Genomic DNA, 26428 nt, shown 5'->3' on the forward strand with positions numbered 1-26428 from the left:
CACGGCCGCGCCGGCCGCGCCGACCGCCGTTGTCGCGTCCGGCATCGCGGTTGTCCCGCGACGAGTCGCGCGAGTCGGTGGCCGCGCGGGCGACCGGCTCCGCGTGGACGACGAGGCCGCGCCCGTTGCAGTGCTCGCACGGCTCGCTGAACGCCTCGATGAGCCCGGCGCCCACGCGCTTTCGGGTCATCTGCACGAGCCCGAGCGAGGTCACCTCGGCGACCTGATGCTTGGTGCGGTCGCGGCCCAGGCACTCCAGCAGCCGCCGCACGACGAGGTCGCGGTTCGACTCCAGCACCATGTCGATGAAGTCGATGACGATGATCCCGCCGATGTCGCGCAGCCGCAGCTGGCGCACGATCTCCTCGGCGGCCTCGATGTTGTTCTTCGTCACCGTCTCCTCGAGGTTGCCCCCGGAGCCGGTGAACTTGCCGGTGTTGACGTCGATGACCGTCATCGCCTCGGTGCGGTCGATGACCAGGGAACCGCCCGAGGGCAGCCAGACCTTGCGGTCCATGGCCTTCGTCAGCTGCTCGTCGATGCGGTAGTGCGCGAACACGTCGTTGTCGCCGGTCCACTTGGTGAGCCGCTCGGCGAGGTCGCCCGCGACGTCGTGCACGTACCCGCTGACGGTGCTCCACGAGTCCTCGCCGGAGACGACGAGCTTGGTGAAGTCCTCGTTGAACACGTCGCGCACGACCCGCACGGTGAGGTCGGGCTCGCCGTGCAGCAGGCTCGGCGCGTTACCCGACTTCGACTTGTTCTGGATGCGCTCCCACTCCTTGGTGAGGCGCTCGACGTCGGCCTTCAGCTCGGCCTCCGAGGCTCCCTCGGCGGCGGTCCGCACGATGACGCCCGCGTCGTCGGGAACGATCTCCTTGAGGATCTTCTTGAGCCGGGTGCGCTCGGTGTCGGGCAGCTTGCGGCTGATGCCGGTCATCGACCCGTCCGGCACGTACACGAGGTAGCGGCCCGGCAGCGAAACCTGCGAGGTGAGCCGGGCGCCCTTGTGCCCGATCGGATCCTTGGTGACCTGCACGAGCACCGACTGCCCGCTGCTCAACGCGTTCTCGATGCGACGGGCCTTGTGCTGCTCCAACCCGGCGGCGTCCCAGTTGACCTCACCGGCGTAGAGCACGGCGTTGCGGCCCTTGCCGATGTCGACGAACGCCGCCTCCATGCTCGGCAGCACGTTCTGCACCCGGCCGAGGTAGACGTTGCCGGCCATCGACGGGGAACCGGTGTGGGAGACCGAACCCGGCCCGGAGATGTAGTGCTCGACGAGCACGCCGTCCTCGAGCACCCCGATCTGGGTGAGCTTGCCGCGCTGACGCACGACCATGACCCGCTCGACGCTCTCGCGCCGCGCGAGGAACTCGGCCTCGGTGATGATCGTGCGGCGCCGGCCGGCCTCGCGGCCTTCGCGGCGGCGCTGGCGCTTGGCCTCCAGGCGCGTGGAGCCCTTGATGCCGGTGGCCACGTCGCGGTCGTGGCGCGGCTCGCGCACCTTGGTGACGGTGCCGGGCGGGTCCTCCCCCGCCGTCGCGCCGGACCCGCTGCGGCGGCGGCGCCGGGTGCGCTTGCGGCCCGAGCCGTTGTCCTGGGCCGCGTCGCCGTCGGACTCCTCGTCCGAATCGTCCTGGTCGTCCGTGCCCTGCGACGCGTCAGCGCCCTCCGAGCCCCGGGAATCGGTGTCCTCGGCCCCAGAACCGTTGCCGCCGTTGCGGCGCCGGCCCTTGCCGCCCCGCCGGCGGCGACGGCGCTGACCGCGGCCGTCGTCGTCCGAGTCGTCGTCGGCGTCGTCGGAGTCGTCCGCGTCGTGCGTGTTGTCCGTGGAGCGTCCGGCTTCGCCGTCCTGGCCCGAGACGTCAGATCCGCGCTGGTCGCCCTGGTCTCGTTGGTCACGGTCGTCGGTGCGACGGGACGCCGCGCGGGAGTCGTCGGCGTCGTCGGCGGCGTCGTCGGCAACGACGTCCGCGGTCTCGTCATCGATGGTCGCCGCCGCCGACCGGCCGCGGCGCCGGCCCCGATCGGGTGCGGGCTGAGGCGCCTGGAACAGCAACCCGAACGACGGCACCGACGGAGGCGCCAGACCCTCCCCGTCGTCGTCCTCGTCGTCCCAGTCGTCGTAGTCCTCCGAGTCCCCCGAGTCCCCCGAGTCCCCCGAGTCGAGGCGAGAGGGGTTGTCGGAGCTGGTCATCGAGCCGCCGCGCGCGCTCTCCGTGCCCTCCGTGCCCTCCGTGCCCTCCGTGCCCTCCGTGCCCGTAGGCCCGCCCGTGCCCGAGCCGGCGGTGGCCACCTGCGCACCGCGCTCGTCACGCGGCAACGGGAACACCAGCGACGCCAGCAGATCCTGCGCGGCCGCACCGGACTCGCCTCCGGAGCCGGCCTCGGTCGTCGCCTCGGCGGCCGCTGCGGCCTCGGACGGAATCGGCAGCAGATCCATCAGCGACGCGACCGGGTCGGCGTCCTGCAATGTCTTCGCACCCTGAGAGTCCTGAGCGTCTCGAGCTTCTTCAGCGTCGACGGACTCCTCGTCCCGCGACTCCGTCCGCTGGTCGCCCGCATTCGCCGGCCCCTCGCCCGGCTCGGCGGCCGCGACACCGAGCTGACCGAGTTCACCCACGGCAGCCGCCTCTGCGGGGTCGTCCACCGACTCCGGCCCTGACTCCGAGGCAGCGGTGTCCTTCTCGGCCTTCGACCGCTTGCCGGCGCGCTTGCGCGTCTTCTTGGGCTTCTCGGACTTTCCGGGCTCCGCGGAGCCGGTCGACTCGGACGGCTCGGAGAGCTCGGAGTCGGCGAGCTCGGCAGTCGCGGCGATCGTCGGCGTGTCGCTCATGGTGTCCGCGTTCGGCCCGTCGGTCGTGTCGGGCGTGTCGGTCGTCGCGTGAGTCGTCGGCTCGTCGCCGGCCGGCCGGCCCGGCTCCGAAACCCTCTCGGGCTGCCCGGCGGCGTCAGAGCTGGGCGGCATCTGCTCGGCGCCCAGGGACGACTCGGCGCGTTCAGCGGAATCACTGTCGTTGGTCACCATGACGGCGAGCCTTTCGTCGGCCCACGTCATCGACCCACACACCGAGGACTACAAGGTCCCGCCGACGCCGCGAGCTGCGGTCGTGATCGTCGTTCGGGGCATGCGCCGTCACGACGGAAGCTGTCTGCTACGTCCGGATCGGCTCGCGCTCGCGCGTCACCGAGATTCGGCCGCCGATGTCGTCGGATCGTCGACGAGTGGGTCGGCGACCTCGCCCGCGTGCGGTCGCAACGGGCCCTGCGCCAACCTGGTCACCAGTGGTGGCCGCGGCGGCTCGAAGGCGGCGTGCGTGCGCAGCGCGGTCAAGACGTCATCGGGTCGCACGACGGGTGTGGTGTGCCGGACGACCAGAGTCAGTATCGCACACCCGTCGGCCCCTTCCTGGCTGCGCATCTGCAGGACAGCCCCGCGCGCGTCGAACGTGCGGGGGCCGGACTTCAGCACCCGCGTCACCTCGATGCGTTCGGCAGCAAGGAATTCCGCGACGGCGGAGGCCAGGGTGTCGGCCTCCAGACCGGGAAAACGCAGCTCCCAGATCGACCCCTGGAGCCGGTCGGCGAGCGAGCCGGGGAGCGCCTCGACCACGGTCAACACGTCGAGCCCGTCGGGCAGTGCCGCGTCGAGGGCGGCGCGCAGCGCCTGCGGGTCGACGCGTTCGACGACCGAGATCTCCACGTACTCGGCCTCACTGGCGGTGCCGGTCGGGGCCGCGTTGGCGTAGGAGATCTTTGGGTGCGGGTGGAAGCCCGCGGAGAAGGCCATCGGCACGCCGGCGCGCCGCAGGGCGCGCTCGAGGGCGCGCTGGAAATCCCGGGTCGAGGAAAACCGCAGCCGCCCGCGCTTGGCGTACCGGATGCGCAGCTTTTGCACGGGCGGAACCGCCGGGGGCCCCTCGGGAACACGCTGCCTGGCCATGGCCCCCGAGGCTAACCCAGCCCGTCCCTCTCCCCCGCACTCCCCCGCATTCGCCGAAGCCCCATTCGGCCGAAGGCTGCCCTTTCGGTCGAGGGCTCGTGCTGCAGTCCTGGCCCTCGACCGAAAGGGCAGCCTTCGGCCAGGTGGGGGGTGGGGCCACCGATCCTGGTAGACGTCGGGCCTGCCGGCGGGCCGATCAACCATCCGACCGGCCCAGCCCAGCGAGCCGAACGGGCGCGGCAGATGTGCTGATCCGATAGGTCCATATCGACTATCGCGATGGCGGCCGGCCAGCTATCGCCGCTGGTCAGAGACTTACGACGCCGAAGCCCACGGGATCAGCATTGTCGATACGGCGAAACGTTCGGCGAGCCCCACGCTCCTGCCAGGGGCGCGACCGGTGCCGCGCCCCGTGTGCAGACGAGCAACGAGTGGTCGCTCAGCCGCGCAGGGTCGGATCGTCGAGTAGCTGGGCGAGGTGAATGCCGGTGCGGGGAGCCAGATCCGCGAGCTGGGTGCGGCACGAGAAGCCGTCGGCGAGGATCACCGTGTCGGGGTCGGCGGCGCGCACGGCGGGCAGCAACTGGTCTTCAGCGACGGCCAGCGACACCTCGTAGTGTCCCCGCTCCACGCCGAAGTTGCCGGCCAGCCCGCAGCATCCGCCGAGCCGGGTCACGGTCGCGCCGGCCCGGCGCAGCAGGGCCTCGTCGGCCGCCCAGCCGAGCACGGCGTGGTGGTGGCAGTGCGGCTGCGCGACGATGCCAACCCCCTCCAGCGACGGTGGCGCGTAATCGTCGTCGCGGGTCAGCAGTTCGGCCAGGGTCACGGTGGCGGCTGCCACGTCCCGCGCCTCCGGCGTGCCGAGCAGTTCGACGGCGTCGTGGCGCAGCACCGCGGTGCAACTCGGTTCGATCCCGACGATCGGGATCCCCGCCCGCGCCGCGGGAGCCAGCGCGGCGACGGTGCGGCCCAGGATCGACGTCGCGGCGTCGAGCTGCCCGGTGGTGATCCACGTGAGGCCGCAGCACACCGACTCCCCCGTGACCTTGGGCGTGTAACCGGCCGCCTGCAGCACCCGCAGCGTGGCGCCGCCGACCCCGGGATCGAAGGCGTCGGAGAAGGAGTCGGCGAAGACGACGACGGGCTTGGCGACCCCGATCTGCGCGGGCACCGCACCCGCGTACCGCGCGACCCCGGCCCGGGCGGCCAGCGCCCGGAAGGTTCGCGAGGCGAATCGGGGCAGGCCGCGACGCGCGTCGACCCCGGCCGCGGCCATCGCCACCGGCTTGAGCGCCGGCAGGTTGAGGGCGAGGTTCGCCACCCGCGCCATCGCCGGCGACGAACTCGCCAGCCGGGTCCAGCGCGGCAGCCAGCCGAGCGTGTAGTGCGAACGGGGCCGCGGCCGGTGCTTATACGCCTGATACAAGGCCTCGGACTTGTAGGTGGCGATGTCGATGCCGGTCGGGCAGTCCGAGTAGCAGCCCTTGCAGCTCAGGCACAGGTCGAGGGCCTCGTGCACCTCGCTCGCGCGCCAGCCGCCGGTGACCAGGCCGCCGTTGACCATCTCCTCGAGCACCCGGGCGCGACCGCGGGTGGAGTCCTTCTCCTCGCGGGTCGCGCGGTAGGAGGGACACATCACGCCGGCCGGGCCGTCGGCGCGGCACTTGCCGACGCCCGTGCAGCGGTGCACGGCCTGGGAGAAGTCGCCGTCGTCGGCGGCGTAGGCGAACGCGAGCGTCTCGCGCACCCGCCGCGCCGCCGGGATCCGCAGGTCGGAGTCGGTGGGGTCGGGGTCGACGATGACGCCCGGGTTGAGCACGTTCTGCGGATCGAACGCGGCCTTGAGCCGGCCGAACAGCGCCATCGCCTCCGGCGAGTACATCCGCGGCAGTAGCTCGCCGCGGGCGCGCCCGTCGCCGTGCTCACCCGACAGCGACCCGCCGTGGGAGGCAACGAGATCGGCGGCGTCGAGCATGAACGCGCGGTAAGCCTCGCGCCCACCGGGCGCGTCGAGGGGAAAGTCGATGCGCGCGTGCAGGCAGCCGTCGCCGAAATGCCCGTACGGCAGGGTGGTCAGGCCGTGCTCGGTGAGCAGGGCGTCGAAGTCCCGCAGGTACGCGCCGAGGCGGGCCGGCGGCACGGCGGCGTCCTCCCAGCCGGCGTGCGCGGGCTTGCCGGCGGGCGAGCGGCCGGACAGCCCGGCTCCGTCCTCGCGGATGCGCCACAGCGCCCGAGCCGCGGCCGGGTCGGTGACGATGCGGTGGTCGAGGGCCTCGACCTCGGCCACCAGGGTGCGGGCGCGCGCCTGCGCCTCCGGCTCGGAGTCGGCGACGACCTCGACCATGAGCCAGCTTCCGCCGCGGGGCAGTTCGGGCACGGCGGGGGTGCCGAATTTGGCGACGACGACGTCGACAATGCGCCGGTCGATGCCTTCGGCGGCGACGACCTCCGGCCGGCGCAGGTGCGGGGCGGCGTCACCGGCGGCGGCGAAGTCGGGGTAGCCGAGCACGACGAGCACGGTCGCCGGCGGGTCCGTGACGAGCCGAACGGTGGTCTGCGTGACGATGGCCAGCGTGCCCTCGCTGCCGACGAGGAAGCGCCCGACGTCGAATCCGTTCTCGGGCAGCAGGTGCTCGACGGCGTACCCGGAGACCTGGCGGCCGAATTTCGCGAACTCGGTGCGGCCGCACTGCAGGTCCGCGGCGATCGCCGCGCGGGCCGCCTCCAGTTCGGCGCGGGCGCCACTGGCGGCGGGGGTGCGCCCACCGACTCCGGTCGTGGCCTCCAGGCGGTTGCCCAGCCCGGTGAGCGCGGTCATCGCGACGATGTTGTCGCTGGTGCGCCCGTACCCGACGGCGCGGTTGCCGCACGCGTTGTTGCCGATCATGCCCGCGACCGTGCAGCGAGTGTGGCTGCTGGGATCGGGCCCGAAACGCCAGCCCAGCGCGGTGGCCCGGCGCTGCAGGGCGGCGTGCACGGTGCCGGGTTGCACCACGGCCGTACCGGATTCGGCGTCGACGTCGAGCACCTTGTTCAGGTAGCGGGAGAAGTCGAGCACGATGCCGGTGCCGATCGCGTTGCCGGCGATCGACGTCCCGCCGCCGCGCGCGGTGAACGGGGCGCCGGTGGCGCGCGCGACGCTCAGCGCCGCCTCCACCTCGGCGACGTCGCGGGGGAAGGCGACGACCCGCGGCACGATCCGGTAGATCGAGGCGTCGGTGGAGTACATGCCGCGCGTCAGCGTGTCGTCCCGCACGTCACCCAGCCCCGCCCCGCGCAACTCGTGGACGAGGTCAGCGGGCGCCGGCGAGGAGTCGGTGTGCTGCGGTCGGGCCGGGGCAGTCGACATGCCCCCATCCTGCCCGCTCCCCCCACCTCCCTGAGAACTGCGGGTCGCTCCCGGAGAGCTGCGGGTCGCGTCCCGAGAACTCCGCCCCAACGTCCCTCAAGACTGCGTGTCGTGATCAGGACTGCGGTTCGTGCCGCAGTTCTCACCACGACACGCAGTCTTGAGGGAAGGTCGAGGGATGGCGATCGACAGCGACGACACGACCTCGACCGGCTACGCCCATGTCCTCCTCACGCGGCAGGGCCCGGTGGCGACGGTGACGATGAACCGGCCCGACAAACGCAACGCCCTCTCGCGCGACCACATGCTGGAACTCATCGACGCCTTCACCTCGCTCGGCGCCGACCGCGAGTGCCGGGTGATCGTGCTGCGCGGAGCCGGTGCGGCCTTCTGCGCGGGGCACGACCTCGGCGAGATGATCGACCGCGACCGCGCCTTCTACGACGACCTGTTCGACGTGTGCTCCCGGCTCATGCTGCTCATCCAGTCGATCCCGCAACCGGTCATCGCGGCGGTGCACGCGCTGGCCACGGCCGCCGGCTGCCAGCTCGCCGCCACCTGCGACCTCGTGGTCGCAACCCCGCGGGCGAGGTTCGCCACGCCCGGGGTGAAGATCGGGCTGTTCTGCTCCACCCCGATGGTCGCGCTCACCCGGGCCGTCGGGCAGAAGGTCGCCCTGCGCATGCTGCTCACCGGCGACCCGATCGACGCCGAGCAGGCCCACGCCGCAGGGCTGGTCACCGAGGTGGCCGACGATCTGGACGCCGCCGTCGCCGCGCTCGCCGACCGCATCGCGCAGGCCAGCCCGCTCGTCGTCGGCATCGGCAAGGAGGCGTTCTACCACCAGGCGGCGATGAGCACGCGCGACGCCTACGCCTACACGCGAGAGGTCATGGCGGACAACGCCACCCGCGTCGACGCCCAGGAGGGCATGGACGCGTTCGTCGGCAAGCGCACCCCCACCTGGACCGGCCGCTGAACGAGCCACGTCCGCGCGGCGACCCCTCGGTCTCCCGCTCGCGGACCCCGGCTCTACCCTCGTGGCGTGCGATCCGAGAGCCCGAGACCGCTTCGAGCACGTGACCTCACGCGCGCCTCCTGGGTGATGTCGCGCGCCTTCACAGCCCACACAGTCGTCGCAGCGCTCGCGTTCCCGCTCCTGTTTGTGGCAGTTCTGTGCTACATGCTGCGTCGCGCCGCCTACCTCGACGACACCCGTTCCGGGGTTGTCATCATCGCTCGATACAACCCGGTCCTGGACATGCTCCTCGCGGTCGCCGTCGTGCTGCCCGCGTCCCTGCTGTTCGGCGCCCTCGCCGGGTTCGCCGAGGCGGCGGAGGGCGCGGCCCTGCTGGCCTGGCTCGTCCGAGGCGTCACCTACTGGTTTCTCGCCGCCGCCGTCGTCGTGGCCGTCTCCTCGCCGGGCTCGTTCGCCTCGACCGTCGGACCCGAGACCCCGCGGCACAACGTGCACACGGTAATGGGTTTGAGCCAGCAGCCCGGCACAAGGCTGACCGCGCTCATGCTGGCCCGCCGGGTCGTGGCCGCCCTACCCGCCGGCACGGTCGTCGCCGTCGCCGCCGCCACCGACGACCTGGCCCGGGCCTACGAGCGGCTGGGGTTTACGCGCGGCCGCAAGCGACGGCTCTACCTCGTGGTCGGCGACCAGCCGCGCCCGTGAAGGGCTCGCCGCAGCCCCATCAAGGGCCCCCTCAACGTCCGTGAAAACTGCGTGTCACGGTCGGAACTGCGACACGGACCGCAGTCCTGACCACGACACGCAGTTTTCACGGTCGGTTGGGCGGGTTTCGCGGTCGGTTGGGGGCGGGTTTCGCGGTCGGTTGGGGGCGGCGGTCGTCGGGGGCGGATTTTCGCGGACGGCGGGGCGGATAGCGTGGGGGCATGCCGAGTGCCGAAGGAAACCTCGACTGGAAGCCGCTGTCGGAGCACCCCGAGCTCGTCGCCGCGCCGGTGGCGGCGGCCGCACACCTCGTGCCCGACGCGAAGGTCGTGCCGATCGACCCGACCCTGGCCGACACCGCCGCCTTCTGCGAGGCCTACGACGTCGCGATGGAGGCCTCCGCCAACTGCGTGCTCGTCTACGGCCGCCGCGGCGAGACCACGACCTACGCCGCCGTCATGGTGCTCGCCACCGACCGCGCCGACGTCAACCGGGTCGTGCGCAAGGAGCTCGGGCAGCGCAAGATGTCGTTCGCCGACCAGGCCCAGGCCCAGGAGCTGACCGGCATGACCCAGGGCGGCATCACGCCGCTCGGGCTGCCCGCCGACTGGCCGATCCTCGTCGACCAGGCCGTCGTCGACGCGGGCCCCGTCGTCATCGGAGGCGGTGTGCGCGGCAGCAAGATCCTCTTGCCCGGCGCCGATCTGGCGAACCTGCCCAACGCGCGCACGCTGCCGCTGGCGATCCGCTGAGCGCTCACCGCAGCTGAGCGCTCACCGCAGCAGGAACACGCGGTCGTCGGCGCGGTGCAGCTGCCCGCGCACGACGAGTTCGAGCACGAGGGAGACGGCCACCGACTGGGCCAGCAGGATGCCAGCGAGCACGACGAGCTGCAGCGCCGCGGCCTCCAGCGGCGTGGCCCCGCCGAGCAGGGCGCCGACGAACGCCCCTGGGAGAGTGACGAGCCCGACCGTGCGCGTCTGATCCAGGCCGGGGATGAGTGCGAGCCGGGCCGCGTCGCGACACACCAGCAGCGCGGAGTCGCGCGGCACGAGGCCGATCGAGAGCCCCGCCTCGAACTCGCCGCGCCGCTCGACGAGCGCGTCGAGGCTGCGGCGGCCGCCGAGCGTCGTGGCGGTCATCGCGTTGCCGATGAGGATGCCTGCGGTCGGCACCAGCGCGATCGGGTGTGCGGGCAGCAGCCCGGTGGCCAGCAGGCCCGCGGTCACCGGCAGCGCGCCGAGCGCCACCGGCGCGACCACCCAGGCGCGTCGGGTCACGCTCATGCGCGCGGCGCTGGTCCACGCGGCCACCCCGAGCATGACGAGCACGAACGCGACCGTCGCCCACCACGAGGCGAGGACGACCGCGATGATCGCCCCGACCGCGGCCAGCTGCAGCGTCGCGCGGGCGATGGCCACGAGCTCGGAACGCCCGTCGCCCAGCCCGGCCCGGCGCCGGATGAGGGCCGCCAACGCCGCGCACCCCGCCACGACGAGCACCAGACGCAGCACGTCCCAGGCGCCGTCGAGGCGCACGAGGGACTGGTTCGTCAGCGTGTCTTCCAGCGGCATGGGCACCCGGGCATTCTCCACCACCGAAGTTGACGTCGCCGTCCCGCCGACCAACTTCACGGGCACGGCAGATCAGCGCGCAGAGCCCAGAGCCCCAGCGCGCACGAGCCCCAGGACTCGCGGCACCGGCTCAGCGCTCGAGCATCGCCTCGCGGCCGGAGCCGAGCACGGTCAGCGGCAGCAGCTTCTTGCCGGTGGGGCCGATCTCGATGTCGAGGTCGAGCTCGGGGCACACGCCGCAGTCGAAGCACGGGGTCCAGCGGCAGTCGTCCTGCTCGCGCTCGTCGAGGGCGTCCTGCCAGTCGTCCCACAGCCAGGCCTTGTCGAGGCCGGAGTCGAGGTGGTCCCACGGCAGGATCTCGTCCTCGAAACGCTCCCGGGTCGTGTACCAGTCGACGTCGACGCCGGTTGGTGCCAGGGCGGATTCGGCGCAGCGCATCCAGCGTTCGTAAGAGAAGTGCTCGCTCCAGCCGTCGAATCGGCCGCCGTCGCGCCAGACCGCCTCGATGACCCGCCCGACGCGCCGGTCGCCGCGGGAGAGCAGGCCCTCGACGATGCCGGGCTGCCCGTCGTGGTAACGGAACCCGATCGCCGAGCCATAGCGTCGGTCGGAGCGGATCGCCTCCCGCAGCTTGCGCAGCCGCTCGTCGGTGCCCGGCGCCGACAGCTGCGACGCCCACTGGAACGGCGTGTGCGGCTTGGGCACGAACCCGCCGATGCTCACCGTGCAGCGGATGTCGCGGCGGCCGCTGACCTGCCGGCCCGTCTCGATGACGCGCTTGGCGAGGTCGGCGATCTGCAGCACGTCCTCGTCGGTCTCCGTCGGCAGGCCGCACATGAAGTAGAGCTTGACCTGCCGCCAGCCGGCCTCGTACGCGGCGGTGACGGTGCGGATGAGGTCGTCCTCGCTGACCATCTTGTTGATGACGCGCCGGATCCGCTCGCTGCCGCCCTCGGGCGCGAACGTCAGGCCCGAGCGACGCCCGTTGCGGGTCAGCTCGTTGGCCAGATCGATGTTGAACGCGTCGACGCGGGTGCTCGGCAGCGACAGCCCGGTCTGGGTGCCCTCGTACCGGTCGGCCAGCCCCTTGGTGATGTCGGCGATCTCGGAGTGGTCGGCCGAGCTCAGCGAGAGCAGCCCGACCTCCTCGTACCCGGTCGCGGACAGGCCCTGCTCGACCATCTCGCCGATGCCGGTGATCGAGCGCTCCCGCACGGGTCGGGTGATCATGCCCGCCTGGCAGAACCGGCAGCCGCGGGTGCAGCCGCGGAAGATCTCCACGCTCATCCGCTCGTGCACGCTCTCGGCCAGCGGCACGAGCGGCTGCTTGGGGTAGGGCCAGGCGTCGAGGTCCATGACGGTGTGCTTGGAGACGGTCGCCGGCACCCCCGCCTCGGCCAGGTCGTCGCGCACGGCGATGTCGGCGATGAAGCCCGCGTCGTCGTAGTCGACGGTGTAGAACGCCGGCACGTAGACGCCGCCGGTGCGGGCCAGCCGCAGCAGCAGCTCGTGCCGCCCGCCGTCGGTGCCCTCCAGCCCCTCGGCCTTCCAGTCGCGGATGATGTCGGTGACCGCGAGCACAGCCTCCTCACCGTCTCCGACGACGGCGGCGTCGACGAAGTCGGCGACGGGTTCGGGGTTGAAGCTCGCGTGCCCGCCGATGAGCACGATCGGGTCTTGCTCGCCGCGGTCGGCGGCGTGCAACGGGATTCCCGCGAGGTCGAGGGCGGTCAGCATGTTCGTGTAGTTCAGCTCGGTCGGGAAACTCAGACCGAACACGTCGAAGTCGCGCACCGCGCGGTGCCCGTCGACCGTCAGCTGCGGCACGCCGTGCTCGCGCATGAGGGCCTCGAGGTCGGGCCACACCGAGTAGGTGCGTTCGGCGAGGGCGTCGGGGCGCTCGTTGAGCACTTCGTACAGGATCATGACGCCCTGGTTGGGCAGACCCACCTCGTAGGCGTCGGGATACATCAGCGCCCACCGCACGGTGTGCTCACCGCCGCACTCCCAGCTCTTGACCTGGGAGTTCAGCTCACCGCCGACGTACTGGATCGGCTTGGAGACCCGCTCGAGCAGCGGCTCGAGCAGGTCGAATCGGGACTGTCCAGGCATGCGCTCCAGGGTAGGTCAGGCGCGGCGCCCTCCCAAAAGCGCGACCGAGGGCGGCCCCGGGTGCTCGCCGACCCACGCGCTGGGCCGACGGTTGTACCTTTCCGGCGCCCCTCGAGCCTGGTCAGCACGGCGACCCGCCGACGACACTGGCTCGATGAGCTTCGCCGTCGGATCCCGGGTGGCCCTGCTGGCCGCCGCGATGCTGCTGGTCACCGCCGGATGCGCCGGCGACCCACCCACCCCGTCGGCGGCCACCGTCACGGTGACCGCCGAGCCGGCCGCGCCCTCGACGGCTCCCGCGCCGGGGCAGGCCGCCGGGCCCGCACCGTCCGCGGCCGTGACCACCGGCACCCCGACGTACCGGCCGACCGCGACCGCCGCTCCGCGCTCGGGCTCCGGCAGCAACCAGGGCTCGGGCGGCAACGCAGGCAGCGGGAACAGCGGTTCCGGAGGCGGGTTCGACGCCGCCGCCGCCAAGGTCGCGGCCGGAGACGCCACCTCGATGTCCCGTTTCCAGAGCCCGAGCGGCAACATCTACTGCGACATGACGAGCCAGTATCGGGCGTGCGAACTGGGCGAGGGCGGCGTGCCGGGTCCGACGAACGACCCGCAGTCCGGCTGCATGGATGGCTTCTCGGCCACCGTCCGGGCGGTGAAGTTCACGACCCGCGGAACCCAGAAGGTCTGCAACACCGACACCATCCGCAACAACACCGCTCCGACTCTGGCGTACGGCTCGGTGGCCCGCTCGGGCTCCATCGCGTGCCTCAGCGAGCGCAGCGGCATGACGTGCGTCGACACCGACTCCGGCGTCGGCTTCGTCATGAGCCGCGCCCGCATCAGCACCTTCTGAACCCGCCGAACGGCAGGCGCTACCGGCCCGACTCCGGCGGCGCGGCATCGGCCGGCGCCGAGGCTCGCTGCCCGTCGCTGTGCGCATCACCGTGGTTGTCGCGGTGCACCAGGTACTCCTGGGAGGACTCGAACTCGGGGGTGTCGAAGTACTCCCCCGCGAGCGGGTCGACGGTCTCGGCCACCCCCGCCCGGCCGGTCGCCGGGTCGACGCGCACGATGCGCGGGTTCAGCTGCCGGTAGGAGATCACCGCGCGGTCGCCGTCGCCGGTGCGGCCCCGGCCGTCGTCGAGACCGGCGAGCGTGGCCGACACGTCCCCGAGATCGTCGCGGAGGCGGGGGTGCTGTGGCGGTGGGCCGCCGTCGGCGGCGGGCATCACCTGCATGTACTCCGGCATCGTCGCCACCTCGTGGCGGAACGCCCGCAGCAGCGAGACGCAGGCGAGCACGAGGATGACCGAGAACGGCGCAGCGGTCGACAGCGACAGGCTCTGCAGCGCGGTGAGCGCCACGTCGCCGCCGACGACGAGCAGGGCCGCCGCGGCCATCCCTTCGAGCACGGCCCAGTAGACGCGGGTCGCGGTGGGGGTCTCGGTGCTGCCTCCGGAGGCGAGCATGTCGATGACCAGCGACCCGGAGTCCGAGGACGTGACGAAGAAGAGCGTCACGACGCACATCGCGATGATGCTCAGCACCACGGTCAGCGCCCCCGGCATCGACTCGAAGAACTGGAAGAGCGCGGTGTCGCTGTTGACGCTCAGCTCGCCGGTCGCCGGGTCGGCGGCGGCGAGGGTGCCCGCCTCCCGCTGGAAGATGATCGCGGAGTCACCGAAGATCGTGAACCACACGAGGCTGACCGCGGTCGGGGCGAGCAGCACCCCGACGATGTACTCGCGGATGGTGCGCCCGCGGGAGATGCGCGCGATGAACATGCCGACGAACGGCGCCCAGCTGGTCCACCAGCCCCAGTAGGCGATGGTCCAGGCGCCCTCCCAGCCGTCGGTCGTGAACGCGCCGACGTGCAGCATCGACTGCGGCAGCATCGTCAGGTACATGCCGGCGTTCTCCGGAATCGCCTTGAGCAGCACGATCGTCGGCCCGAGCACGAAGACGATGAGCGCCAGCACGGCCGCGACGGTCATGTTGATGTTCGAGACCCACCTCAGGCCCTTGTGCACGCCGGAGACCACCGACCAGACCGCGATCGCCGTGATCGCGCTGATGACGATGATGATGAGCATCGGCGAGCGCTGCGCCCAGCCGAGGTACTCGAAGCCGCCCATGATCTGGCTGACGCCGAACCCGAACGACGTGGCGACGCCGAACAGCGTGCCGACGATCGCGACCGTGTCGATCGTGTGCCCGACCCAGCCTTCGACGCGCCGGCGGCCGACGAGCGGCTCCAGCAGCCAACGCACGGCCAGCGGCCGCCCGCGCCTGAACGTCATATACGCCAGGCCGAGTCCGACGACGGCGTAGATCGCCCAGGGGTGCAGGCCCCACTGCAGCATCATGAGGCCGACCGACTCCTGCGCCGCCTGCGTCGACTGCGGCTCGTTGCCGAACGCCTCCGGCGGGATGACGTAGTGCGACAGCGGCTCGGCGACGCCGAAGAACACCAGTCCGATGCCCATGCCCGCGCTGAACAGCATGAGGAACCACGAGATCATGCTGAACTCGGGCCGCTCGTCGTCGCGCCCGAGCCGGATCCGCCCGATCCGCGAGACCGCGCAGTAGAGGCAGAACACAAGAAGGATGTTGACGGCGATGACGTACCACCAGCCGACGCCGTCGGTGATCGCCTGGTTGACGCGGGTCGTCAGCCCGTCGAGCTCGTCGCCCGCGGCTTGGCTCCCGATGATCGTGAACGTCAGCAGGCCGATGATCGCCAGCGACGCCGGGAAGAACACCGGTTTGAGGATCACCGAGAATCCGGAGGCGGGTGGGCCGCCTGAGCCGGGTGGGCCCTCGTCGCGCGTCGTCGGCGAGGTGGGCGGGAGTGCGTCGGACGTGGGCATCGCGGTGACCTTTCCTCGTCGGCGGCTGCTGCGATGCGGCTCGTCACAGCGCTGCAGCCCGCCTGGCGGCATGCGGGGTCTCACATGATGGGATCTCGGACGTGGCGAGCCACATGATGCCGAGAATCCGGAACCTTCACAATCAGGTCATTTGCACGCATATCTGGCGTGATTGGTCTCGGCCGGGGACCTGGCGACGGGCGGCGACCCGCAGGCGGCCTACTCGACCGGCACGATCGTGGACAGCACCTCGCGGCAACGCCGCACGTCGTCGGCCATCTGCTCGAGCAGTTCCTCGATGGAGTCGAAACGCAGTGTGGGCCGCAGCCGCTCGATGAACTCGACGGTCACCGCCTCCCCGTAGAGGTCGAGGTCGGTGCGGTCGAGCACGTAGGCCTCGACGCGGCGCGACGTGCCGTCGAACGTGGGGTTGGTGCCGATGGAGATCGCCGCGGGCAGCGTGGAGTCGGGGTCGCTGGCGGGCAGGCCTGGGCGCCCGAGCCACCCCGCGTAGACGCCGTCGGCGGGCACCAATCCGGCGCACGCTTCTTCGAGATTGGCGGTGGGGTAGCCGAGTTCACGACCGCGGTGGTCACCGTGCACGACCACGCCGGAGACCCGGTGCGGGCGCCCGAGCACAGCGGCCGCGCGGCGCACGTCGCCCTCGGCGAGCAGGTCGCGCACCTGCGTCGACGACCATCGGCTGTTCTGCGCCTCCCCGCCCATCTCGGAGACGGTGACGACCTCGAACCCGTGCCGCATGCCCAGCTCCAGCAGCGTGGAGATGTCGCCGGAGTTGCGCACCCCGAAACGGGTGTCGCGCCCGACGACGACGACGCTGGCGTGCAGCGCGTCGACGAAGGTCTGCGTGACGAACTCCTCGGGCGTCAGTTGCGCAAACTCCCAAGTGAATTCCATGACGAGCACGGCGTCGACACCAGCGGCGTCGAGGAGGCTGAGGCGGTGGTCCAGGGAGGTGATCTGCCCGGGAGCGCGCTCGGGGTGGAGCACCGCCACCGGGTGCGGGTCGAAGGTCACCGCCACCGACGTCAGGTCCTGCGCTGCGGCGCGCGCGAGCACCTCGGAGAGCACGGCCCGGTGGCCGCGGTGGACGCCGTCGAAGTTGCCGAGGGTCACCACCGTCGGCCCGAGGTCCGCGGGGATCTGGGTGACGTCGTTCCAACGCTGCACGCGGCCACTGTAGCGATGCCGGGGCCGAGGGCTTCAGTCCGCTGGGACACCACCGGCGTCGTGAGCCTGCCGGCCCCGTCCGCCGGCCGGGAGCCCGACCTGACGGGACACGTCCTGGACGGCAAGACACCGCCTCGGGCCACGGGACACCGCCGATCGCCGGTGTCCCGTCGTCGCGCCGGTGTCCGGTCGCCTGGCCGGTGTCCCGTCGCGGCGAGTGGTGTCCGGTCGTGGGGTGCGGCCGAGGTCGGCCACGAGACCCGTCTCCACCCCCGGCGCCTCAGCCGTTACAGCCGCACCACGGTCATCCCGGAGCCGGTCGCGGGGCCGCCCATCGCGGCGAGCGCCGCCGGTGCTTCCTGCAGCGAGATCACGCGTCCCACCAGCGCCGACAGGTCGATCCGCGCGGCGACGAGGTCGAGCATCGCGGGGTAGTCGGCGGCGGCGAGCCCGTGGGTGCCGTGGATGCTCAGCTCCTGCGCGACGACGCGGTCCATGGGAAACGGCGGCGTCGCGTCGCGCCCGAGCAGCAGCCCGGCCTGCACGTGCCGGCCGCGGCGACGCAGGGAGAGCAGCGAGGCGACGGCGGCCTCGGGCCGACCGATGGCCTCGACGCCGACGTGCGCGCCTCCGTCGCTGGCCTCCCGCACGCGCCGCGCGATCTCCTCGGCGGGTTCGCCGGGCGCGCTGCGCACGACGCCGGTCGCCCCGAGCCGCGCGGCCAGTTCCAGCGCCGGCTCCGCCACGTCGACGACGACGACCCGCGCGCCCAGGGCGAGCCCGATGAGCAGCGCCGACAATCCGACCCCACCGGCTCCGTAGACGGCGAGCCACTGACCGGCCCGCAACCCACCATGCCCGGTCACCGCGCGGTAGGCGGTGGCGAATCGGCAGCCGAGCGCCGCGGCCTCGACGTCGCCGATCGTCGCCGGCACCGCGACGAGGTTGGCGTCCGCGGCCCGCGCCGCCACCTGCTGCGCGAACGATCCCCAGCCGGTGAAGCCCGGCTGAGTCTGGTCGGGACACACCTGGGGATCGCCCGCACGGCACGTCTCGCACACCCCGCAGCCGCACACGAATGGCGTCGTGACCCGGTCGCCGACCCGCCAGTTCCGCACTCCGGCACCGACGGCCGCGATCGTGCCGACGAGTTCGTGGCCCGGCACATGCGGCAGCGCGACGGGATCGTGACCCATCCACGCGTGCCAGTCCGAGCGGCACACGCCCGTGGCCGCCACGTCGAGCACGACTCCCCCGTCCGGAGCCCCCGGCGCCGGCACCTCCCGCACCGTTGGCAGCTGCTCGTACGCGTCGTAGACGACCGCCCGCATCGTGCCCGACTCCGGGCCGCTCGTAGAGGTCACGTCAGCCTCGCCCGAAGAAGCTCGGCTGATCGGGCCGCAGCTCAACCGGCACGAGCACCTCGAAGCGCTCCAGCACCACCGGCATCGTGGGGCTGAATTCCTTCTCGTGGTCGGCGTGCTCGCGGAAGAACCGCTCGTGCACGGCGCGCCAGTGGGTCAGGCTCCGGTCGCCCTCACCCTCGGCGCGGGCGTGTTCCTCGTCGACCTCGCCGAACGGCACGATCCGCACGTCGGTCGTGCGGATGAGCGCCCGGGGGTGACCCGCACCGTCGAGCACGATCGACAGGTCGCCGCTGCTCGGCAGGCCGTCTTCCTCGCCGTTGTCGTCGTCGAGTTCGTCGAGTTCGTGCTGGAGTTCGTCGTCGAGTTCGCCGGGTTCGTAGTCCCACAACGCGGAGGCGGTGGCTGTCTTCGTGCCGTCGAGCACGAGCGCGAGCAACTCGTCGGCCTCCTGCGGGGTGGCCCCGAACGACCACGCCGGCGGCGGCACGGAGTCGGCGGGGTTGGGCCCGGTGTACGCGCTCGCGGGGTTGAGCGCGGCGCGCACCTTCGCGTCGGTCCAGAAGTCGTCGATCTCGTCCTGGTTCACGCCGCCACGATACGTCCAGGTCACACCGCCGCGAGCGCGCCGGATCGCAGCGGCTCCGGCGACCCGGGGACGGGTCCGCGACCGGCCGGAACGAGCCCGCCGGAACGTCCCCGCCGAACGTCCGCGCCGGTCGCCGCTGCGGGTGCATGCTGGGAGGCGTGACCGGCCCGGCAGCGCCCCCGAACGTCCACTCCTCGCAGACCCGCGCTCCCCGCGACGACCTCGCGGTGCTGCGCAACCGCACGTTCACGGAGCTGACGGTCGGTGAATCCGCAGGACTGGAGCGCACGCTCACCCCGCAGGACATCCAGCTGTTCGCCATCGAATCCGGCGACGTCAACCCCGCGCACCTCGATCCCGAATTCGCCGCGTCCACCCGCTTCCACGGCGTCGTCGCGCACGGCATGTGGGGTGCGGCGCTCATCTCGGCGGTGCTGGGCACGCGGCTGCCGGGACCGGGCACCATCTACCTCGGGCAGACGCTGAACTTCCGCGCGCCGGTGCGCATCGGCGACACCCTCGAGGTGCGAGTCACCGTGCGGGAGAAGGACGAACAGACCCACCGCGTGCGGCTCGACTGCACCGCCACCCGCCAGGACGGCACCGCGGTCATCGACGGGGAGGCGCTCGTGCTCGCCCCCACCGAACGCATCGAGCTGCCCCGCACGACGCTGCCGCAGGTTCGCCTGGAACCCGACGGTGAGCACGGCGTGCAGAAGCTGCTCGCCCAGGCCGCGCAGGCCGCCACGGCATCGGAGTCGGTGCGGGCCGCCATCGTGCACCCGTGCGACACCGCCTCCCTCGACGCGGTGATCGCGGCGCGCGACCTGCGTCTGCTCACCCCCGTTGTGCTGGCTCCCCGACACAAGCTCGACGCGATCGCGCAGGAGGCGGGTCTCGACCTCGAGGGGCTGGAGATCGTCGACGTGCCGCACAGCCACGCCGCCGCCGCTCAGGCCGCGCGCCTGGCCGCCTCCGGTGCGGTGGCCGCGCTCGTGCAGGGCAGCCAGCCGGCGGACGAACTGATGAGCAGCATCCTCGAACAGCCGGGGCTGCGCACCGCGCGCCGCATGAGCCACTGCTTCCTGCTGCAGACCCCCAGTTACCCCAGGCCGTTCCTCATCACCGACGCCGCGGTGAACATCGCGCCGAGCCTGGAGGTCAAGGCCGACATCGTGCGCAACGCGATCGACCTGGCCCAGATCATCGGGGTGCGCACCCCGCGGGTCGCGATCCTCGCGGCGATGGAGGCGGTCAACCCCCGCATGCGCGCGACGATCGACGCCGCCGCCCTGTGCAAGATGGCCGACCGCGGCCAGATCGTCGGTGGGCTGCTCGACGGCCCACTGGGATTCGACAACGCCGTCTCCCCGGTCGCCGCCCGCGTACACGGCCTCGACTCCCCGGTCGCCGGCCAAGCCGACGTGCTCGTCGTGCCCGACATGGAGAGCGGCACGATGCTCGTCAAGCAACTGGAATACCTCGGCGACGCCCGCAGCAGCGGTCTCGTGCTCGGCGCCCGCGTGCCGATCGTGTTGACCAACCGCGCCGACTCCCGCGGCTCCCGCGTCACCTCCTGCGCGCTCGCTTCCCTCGCCGCCCGCGCCGCTCGTGTGCCCGGCACCGCGCCCGGCGCTCGTCCCGTTGACGAGGTGTCACCCGGCCGGTGAACTCCGCCCTCGACCCAACCGACGAGTAACCCCGGCGACCCGCCGCGAGCACCCGGGGAATTCGGGTTCGCCACCCAGAAGGTGGCAGGCTGCACCCTGGCGTCTGTAGTTGGGCGCCCGTTCGGGTCACCGCCGCGGCACGGTAGGCGACCCGGGTCCTGGGTCATCTCGGAGGGTCGACAGCACATGTTCTCGCGCATCGCCATCGTCAATCGCGGCGAGGCCGCCATGCGCCTCATCCACGCGGTGCGCGACCTCAACGCCCAGGCCGGTCCGGGCGCGCCGCGCATCGAGACGATCGCGCTGCACACCGAGGGCGAGCGCAAGGCCATGTTCGTGCGGGAGGCCGATCGCGCCTACGACCTCGGACCGGCCTCGAACCGCCCCTACCTCGACCACGCCGTGCTGGCCCGGGCGCTGCGCGAGACCGGCGCCGACGCCGCCTGGGTCGGTTGGGGATTCGTCGCCGAGGACGCGGGCTTCGCGCAGCTGTGCGCCGACCTCGGCGTGACGTTCATCGGACCGAGCCCGGAGGCGATGCGCAAGCTCGGCGACAAGATCGGCTCCAAGCTCATCGCTGAGAGCGTCGGGGTGCCGGTCGCGCCGTGGAGCGGTGGCGGCGTCGACACCCTGGCGGAGGCGACGCAGGCCGCGGGCCGCATCGGCTACCCGCTCATGCTCAAGGCGACCGCGGGCGGCGGCGGCCGCGGCATCCGCAAGGTCACCTCCGACGCCGAGCTCGCCGACGCCTACGAGCGCACCCGCGACGAGGCGCAGCGCGCGTTCGGCTCCGGCGTCGTCTTCCTCGAGAAGCTCGTCACCGGCGCCCGGCACGTCGAGGTGCAGGTCATCGCCGACGGGCAGGGCAGCGCCTGGGCCATCGGCGTGCGCGACTGCTCGGTGCAGCGACGCAACCAGAAGGTCATCGAGGAGTCGGCCTCGCCGGTGATGACCCCCGACCAGGCCCGCGAGCTCAAGGCCAGCGCCGAGCGCCTCGCGATCGCCGTCGACTACGCCGGAGCCGGCACCGTCGAGTTCCTCTTCGACCCCAAGGCCGACTCGTTCGCGTTCCTCGAGGTCAACACCCGGCTGCAGGTCGAGCACCCGATCACCGAGGTCACCACCGACACCGACCTCGTCAAGCTGCAGCTGCACGTCGCCGCCGGCGGGCGCCTGACCGGCGAACGGCCGCGCGAGGTCGGGCACGCCGTCGAGGCCCGACTCAACGCCGAGGACGCCGACCGCGACTTCGCCCCCGCGCCCGGCCGCATCGCACTGCTCGACCTGCCCTCGGGGCCGGGCATCCGCGTCGACACCGGCGTCGGCGAGGGCGACGAGATCCCCGCCGACTTCGACTCGATGATCGCCAAGATCATCGCCTACGGCGCCGACCGCGACGAGGCCCTGGCCCGGCTCCGACGGGCCCTCACCGAGACGACCGTCGTCATCGACGGCGGCTCGACGAACAAGAGCTTCGTGCTCGACCTGCTCGACGCGCCCGAGGTCGTCTCCGGCGCCGCCGACACCGGCTGGATCGACCGGGTCCGCGCCGCGGGCCGGCTCGTCTCGCACCGGCATTCGGGCGTCGCCCTGGTCGCCGCCGGCATCGAGGCCTACGAGGCACAGGAGGCTCTGGAACGCCAGCGCCTGCTGAGCACCGCCCGCGGCGGGCGCCCCCAGGTGCAGCACGACTCCGGTCGAGCCGTCGACCTCACCCTGCGCGGCAACGCCTACCGGGTCACCGTGCTGCGCACCGGCCCGCAGCGGTTCAAAGTGGCCGTGGCCGCCGGCGACGCCGAGCCCGTGCGCGTCGAGGCCAAGCTCGACCGCATCGACGCCTACAAGGCCCGCCTGCGGGTCGGCTGCCGCACCCACCGGCTCGTCACCGCCTCCCACGGGCCCACCCAGCTCGTCGAGGTCGACGGCGTCACACATCGCGTCAGCCGCGACGAGGGCGGCGTGCTGCGCTCCCCGGCGCCGGCGCTCGTGGTCGCCACCCCGGCTCCGGTCGGCAGTGAGATCGCCGCCGGCGCACCGGTACTCGTGCTCGAGTCGATGAAGATGGAGACGGTGCTGCCGGCCCCCTTCGGCGCGCGCGTCAAGGATTTGCTCGTCTCCGTCGGCAGCCAGGTCACCACCGGCGCGCCGCTCGTTCGGCTCGAAGCCGCTGGCGATCAAGAGGATTCGGAACCGACCGGAGCCACCGTCGACCTCGACCTGCCGGTCGGCGCCGCGGCCGTCGGACCGCAGGCCCGCGCGAAGGCGCATCGCCGCGACCTGACCGCGATGCTGCTGGGCTACGACGTCGACCCGGTCGACGGCGGGCGGGGCCTGGTGTCGACGTACCTGCGCGAACGCGACGAGCTCATCGCCCGCAGCGGGCGCGACGCCGACCCGCTGCGCGAGGAAATCGGGCTGCTGGAGACGTTCGTCGACATCACCGAACTGGGTCGCAACCGCCCCGCCGACGACGACCTCGGCCTGGAGAACCGGGTGCACAGCTCCCGAGAGCACCTACACACCTACCTGCAGAGCCTCGACCCCGACCGCGGCGCGCTCCCGCAGGTCTTCCGCGACCGGCTCGTGCGCGTGCTGCGCCGCTACGGCGTCACCGATCTGGAACGCACCCCCGACCTCGAGCAGGCCGTCTTCCGGCTGTTCCTCGCCCAGCAGCGGCCGGGGCCCGACGTGCAACTCGTCACCGGGCTGCTGCAGCGCTGGCTCACCGACCCGGTCGGCGACGTCGCCGCCCGGGAGGTGCTCGAGCGGCTTGTGCGCGCCACCCAGCTGCGCTACCCGGTCATCGGCGACCTGGCCCGCAGCATCCGGTTCCGGTGGTTCGACCAGCCGCTCGTCGACGCCGAACGCACCCAGGTGCTCGAGAGCGTGCGCGAGCAGCTCGTGCAGACCTCCGGCACCCCGGCCGGCCCGCAGCGCGACGCCCGGATCGACCGGCTCGCCGCGATTCCCGAGCAGATCGTGCGCTTCCTCGCCGAACGCATCGAGGGCGGAGCCCTGCCCGCCGACGAACCGATGCTCGGCATCCTCATCAAGCGGCACTACCGCGAATACCTGCTCAGCGAGGTCGTCGAGGAGAGCGACGAGGGCCGCCCGTTCGCGGTGGCCGACTACGAGCTCGACGCCCAGCCCCGACACCTCGTCTCGACGATCGGGCGCGTCGAGGAACTGCGGCCCGACAGCGATCTCGTCGCGGCGCTGCGCCGTCATCTCGGGCGGGCGCCGCAGGGGCATCAGGGGGTTGTGGACCTCTACCTCGCGTGGGCCGGCATGCCCGAATCCCCCGAGGCCGCCTCCGCCGCCCTGGCCCGTCGGCTCGCGACGCTCGACCTGTTCGCGGCGCAGCGCGGGGTGCGGCGGGTCGCCGTCGCGGTCTGCCCCGGCTCCGGGCGGCCGGTCGCGTACTTCACGTTCCGGCCGCAGTCCGACGGCACGCGGTCTCGCATGGTCGAGGACACCCTCGTGCGCGGCGTGCACCCGATGGTCGGGCGGCGCCTGGGGTTGTGGCGGCTCAGCGAGTTCGACGTCACCCGCCTCGCGGCGCCCGAGGACGTCATGCTCTACCACTGCATCGCCCCCGACAACGAGGCCGACCAGCGCCTCGTCGCGCTCGCGCAGATCCGGCAGCTGTCGATCGTGCACGACGAGGCCGGCCGGGTCGCCGGGCTCCCCCACGTGGAACTGGCCATCGCCAACTGCCTCGACGCCATGCGCCGCGCCCGCGCCGACCTCGCCGGCACCGCGCGGCTCGACCTCAACTACCTGTGGGTGACGATCTGGCCGGTCATCGACGCCGACCTCGACCAGCTGACCGCGCTCAAGGACCGGCTCGCGCCGATGACGTTCAACGCCGGCGTCGAAGAGGTCATCGTCGAGGGCCGGGTCGCGTTGCCCGACGAGGTCGTGCCGATCGCCGCGCGATTCTCCTACCAGCAGGGAGCCGGTGTCGTCAGCTCCCTCGGCGCGCCGCCCACCGAGCGGGTGCAGCCGCTGGACGACTACCGCGGCAAGGTCGTCACGGCCCGCCGCCGCGGCCTGGTGTACCCCTACGAGCTGCACGGCCTCATCGCCGGGCGCGGTGGCACCGCGGTCGAGTACGACCTCGACGAGTCGGGCTCCCTCGTGCCCGTAGACCGCCCGTACGGGCGCAACAGCGCCGGGATCATCGTCGGGCTCATCACGACCCCGACGCGGCGGCACCCGCAGGGCGTGCAGCGCGTGCTGCTGTGCGGTGACCCGCTGAAGTCCCTCGGATCTCTCGGAGAGGCCGAGTGCGCGCGGATCATCGCCGCCATCGATCTCGCCGAAAAGCTCGGCGTGCCGGTGGAGTGGTTCACGCTGTCCGCGGGCGCACGCATCTCTATGCAGTCGGGCACCGAGAACATGGACTGGGTGGCCAAGGCGCTGCGCCGCATCGTCGACTTCACACAGAACAGTGGGGAGATCAACATCGTCGTCGCCGGCATCAACGTCGGCGCGCAGCCGTACTGGAACGCCGAGGCGACGATGCTCATGCACTGCAAGGGCATCCTCGTCATGACCCCGGACAGCGCGATGGTGCTCACCGGCAAGCAGTCGCTGGACTTCTCCGGCGGCGTCAGCGCGGAGGACAACTTCGGCATCGGCGGCTACGACCGGGTGATGGGCCCCAATGGGCAGGCGCAGTATTGGGCCAAGGACATCGCCGGTGCGCTGCGGATCCTCATGGCGCACTACGACCACACGTACGTGGCGCCGGGCGAGCCCGGCCCGCGCCGGGCGCCGACGAGCGACCCCTCCGACCGCGACGTGACGGTCTTCCCGCACGACCCGGCGATCTCGGGCTTCGCGACGGTAGGCGACATCTTCTCGGCCTCGGCGAACCCGGACCGCAAGAAGGCATTCGACATCCGCACGGTGATGGCCGCGGTGGCCGACCAGGATCACCCGACACTGGAGCGCTGGGCGGCTGCTGCCGACGCCGAGACGAGCGTCGTGTACGACGCGCATGTCGGCGGATTTCCGGTGTGCCTCATCGGCATCGAGTCGCAGGCCGTGCCGCGCACCGGCTTTCCGCCGACCGACGGGCCCGACGTGTACACGGCCGGCACGCTGTTCCCGCGCTCCTCGAAGAAGACGGCCCGCGCGATCAACGCGGCCAGCGGCAACCGGCCGGTCGTCATCCTCGCGAACCTGTCGGGCTTCGACGGATCACCGGAGTCGATGCGCAACCTGCAGCTGGAGTACGGCGCCGAAATCGCCCGCGCGGTGGTCAATTTCGAGGGTCCGATCGTCTTCTGCGTGATCTCCCGCTACCACGGCGGCGCATTCGTCGTGTTCTCCAAGGCGCTCAACGAGAACATGACGGTGCTCGCCGTCGAGGGCTCGTTCGCCTCCGTCATCGGCGGGGCGCCGGCCGCCGCGGTCGTGTTCAGCCGCGACGTCGACGCCCGCACCTCCCGCGACGCGCGGGTGCGCGATCTGGAGGCGGCGTTGGCCACCGCCTCCGAGGCCCAGCGCCCTACGCTCGGTGCGCAACTCGCCGAAACCCGCCGCGACGTGCGCAGCGAGAAACTCGGCGAGGTCGCCGCCGAGTTCGACCGCGTGCACTCCATCCACCGCGCCGTCGAGGTCGGCTCCGTCGACGAGGTCATCGCCGCCACCGACCTGCGCCCCAAGATCATCACGACCCTCGAACGCGCCCTAGCCTGACCCGTCTTTCGGCCGAAGGCTGCCCTTTCGGTCGAGGGCTAGGGTTACGGCACGAGCCCTCGACCGAAAGGGCAGCCTTCGGCCGGGTGTGGGGACGACCTTCGGCCGTCGGGGTGTGGGGACGACCTTCGGCTGGGCGGGTCAGGCGCCCGGGGCGAAGACGGCCAGGGGCATGACGCGGTCGGCGGACTCGTCGAGCACGGCGACCAGAGTGCCGTCGGGGGCCAAGGCCGCGACCGGGTCAGCGCGGCCGGGCCGCTCGGAGGGGATCCGCACGCCGTGGCCCACCCGGTCGGCCTCATCGGCCGACAGGCGTCGCTCGGGCATCGCGGCGCGGGCCGCGTCGGCGAGGCCCACCAGCGGGAGTCCGCT

Annotated in this window: 15 protein-coding genes and 1 pseudogene; 6 read left to right on the forward strand and 10 right to left on the reverse strand. The window is 72.3% G+C overall.

Annotation, left to right across the window (positions count from 1 at the left end; translation table 11 throughout):
- The 3 genes from PINTE_RS11705 to PINTE_RS11715 all read right to left on the reverse strand — a co-directional run.
- On the reverse strand, positions 1-3031 hold a 3031-nt coding region (locus tag PINTE_RS11705), incomplete at its 3' end, for an Rne/Rng family ribonuclease (protein ID WP_245642918.1).
- A 156-nt stretch (positions 3032-3187) separates the two neighbouring features.
- Complete coding sequence (locus tag PINTE_RS11710) at positions 3188-3946, reverse strand: TIGR03936 family radical SAM-associated protein (RefSeq protein WP_068430567.1); 759 nt, start codon at positions 3944-3946, stop codon at positions 3188-3190.
- Between the two features lie 439 nt (positions 3947-4385).
- Positions 4386-7295 carry an FAD-binding and (Fe-S)-binding domain-containing protein gene (locus tag PINTE_RS11715; protein WP_084343509.1) on the reverse strand — a complete coding sequence of 970 codons (2910 nt, stop codon included), beginning with the start codon at positions 7293-7295 and terminating at the stop codon, positions 4386-4388.
- A 178-nt stretch (positions 7296-7473) separates the two neighbouring features.
- Here PINTE_RS11715 and PINTE_RS11720 point away from each other — a divergent pair, with 178 nt between their 5' ends.
- The 3 genes from PINTE_RS11720 (at position 7474) to PINTE_RS11730 (ending at position 9728) form a co-directional block, all read left to right on the forward strand.
- Complete coding sequence (locus PINTE_RS11720; protein ID WP_068430569.1) at positions 7474-8274, forward strand: enoyl-CoA hydratase; 801 nt, start codon at positions 7474-7476, stop codon at positions 8272-8274.
- A 186-nt stretch (positions 8275-8460) separates the two neighbouring features.
- On the forward strand, positions 8461-8976 hold the full coding sequence (locus PINTE_RS11725; protein WP_157087209.1) for a hypothetical protein: 516 nt from the start codon (positions 8461-8463) through the stop codon (positions 8974-8976).
- A 221-nt stretch (positions 8977-9197) separates the two neighbouring features.
- On the forward strand, positions 9198-9728 hold the full coding sequence (locus PINTE_RS11730; RefSeq protein ID WP_068430575.1) for a YbaK/EbsC family protein: 531 nt from the start codon (positions 9198-9200) through the stop codon (positions 9726-9728).
- Between the two features lie 21 nt (positions 9729-9749).
- Here the strand turns inward: PINTE_RS11730 and PINTE_RS11735 are convergent, their stop codons facing one another.
- On the reverse strand, positions 9750-10550 hold the full coding sequence (locus PINTE_RS11735; RefSeq protein ID WP_084343510.1) for an ABC transporter permease: 801 nt from the start codon (positions 10548-10550) through the stop codon (positions 9750-9752).
- Between the two features lie 130 nt (positions 10551-10680).
- Positions 10681-12663: a TIGR03960 family B12-binding radical SAM protein gene (locus PINTE_RS11740; RefSeq protein ID WP_068430578.1), complete on the reverse strand. Its 1983-nt coding sequence runs from the start codon at positions 12661-12663 to the stop codon at positions 10681-10683.
- Between the two features lie 154 nt (positions 12664-12817).
- Here PINTE_RS11740 and PINTE_RS11745 point away from each other — a divergent pair, with 154 nt between their 5' ends.
- Positions 12818-13516, forward strand: coding sequence for a DUF6636 domain-containing protein (locus tag PINTE_RS11745; protein WP_068430581.1), 699 nt, complete (start codon positions 12818-12820; stop codon positions 13514-13516).
- A 19-nt stretch (positions 13517-13535) separates the two neighbouring features.
- Here the strand turns inward: PINTE_RS11745 and PINTE_RS11750 are convergent, their stop codons facing one another.
- From PINTE_RS11750 to PINTE_RS11765, 4 genes are all read right to left on the reverse strand, one after another.
- Positions 13536-15533, reverse strand: a complete 1998-nt coding sequence (locus PINTE_RS11750) for a BCCT family transporter (protein ID WP_084343511.1) — start codon at positions 15531-15533, stop codon at positions 13536-13538.
- Positions 15534-15752: 219 nt separating this feature from the next.
- Positions 15753-16724, reverse strand: a complete 972-nt coding sequence (locus tag PINTE_RS11755) for a bifunctional riboflavin kinase/FAD synthetase (RefSeq protein ID WP_068430587.1) — start codon at positions 16722-16724, stop codon at positions 15753-15755.
- Between the two features lie 287 nt (positions 16725-17011).
- Positions 17012-18055 carry a zinc-dependent alcohol dehydrogenase family protein gene (locus PINTE_RS11760; protein WP_068430606.1) on the reverse strand — a complete coding sequence of 348 codons (1044 nt, stop codon included), beginning with the start codon at positions 18053-18055 and terminating at the stop codon, positions 17012-17014.
- Between the two features lie 34 nt (positions 18056-18089).
- Positions 18090-18677 (reverse strand): ASCH domain-containing protein, encoded by a 588-nt coding sequence (locus tag PINTE_RS11765; protein WP_068430589.1) that lies wholly within the window; start codon positions 18675-18677, stop codon positions 18090-18092.
- Positions 18678-18835: 158 nt separating this feature from the next.
- Between PINTE_RS11765 and PINTE_RS11770 the strand changes: the two genes are divergently transcribed.
- Together PINTE_RS11770 and PINTE_RS11775 are read left to right on the forward strand one after the other, a co-directional pair.
- Positions 18836-20347, forward strand: coding sequence for a bifunctional enoyl-CoA hydratase/phosphate acetyltransferase (locus PINTE_RS11770; protein WP_068430609.1), 1512 nt, complete (start codon positions 18836-18838; stop codon positions 20345-20347).
- A 186-nt stretch (positions 20348-20533) separates the two neighbouring features.
- Positions 20534-26056 carry an ATP-binding protein gene (locus PINTE_RS11775; RefSeq protein ID WP_068430592.1) on the forward strand — a complete coding sequence of 1841 codons (5523 nt, stop codon included), beginning with the start codon at positions 20534-20536 and terminating at the stop codon, positions 26054-26056.
- A 141-nt stretch (positions 26057-26197) separates the two neighbouring features.
- Here PINTE_RS11775 and PINTE_RS11780 read toward each other — a convergent pair.
- Positions 26198-26428: pseudogene (locus PINTE_RS11780) on the reverse strand (tRNA pseudouridine(55) synthase TruB); the annotation flags it as partial.

The organism is Piscicoccus intestinalis NBRC 104926 (assembly GCF_001515525.1).
Lineage (GTDB): Bacteria > Actinomycetota > Actinomycetes > Actinomycetales > Dermatophilaceae > Kineosphaera > Kineosphaera intestinalis.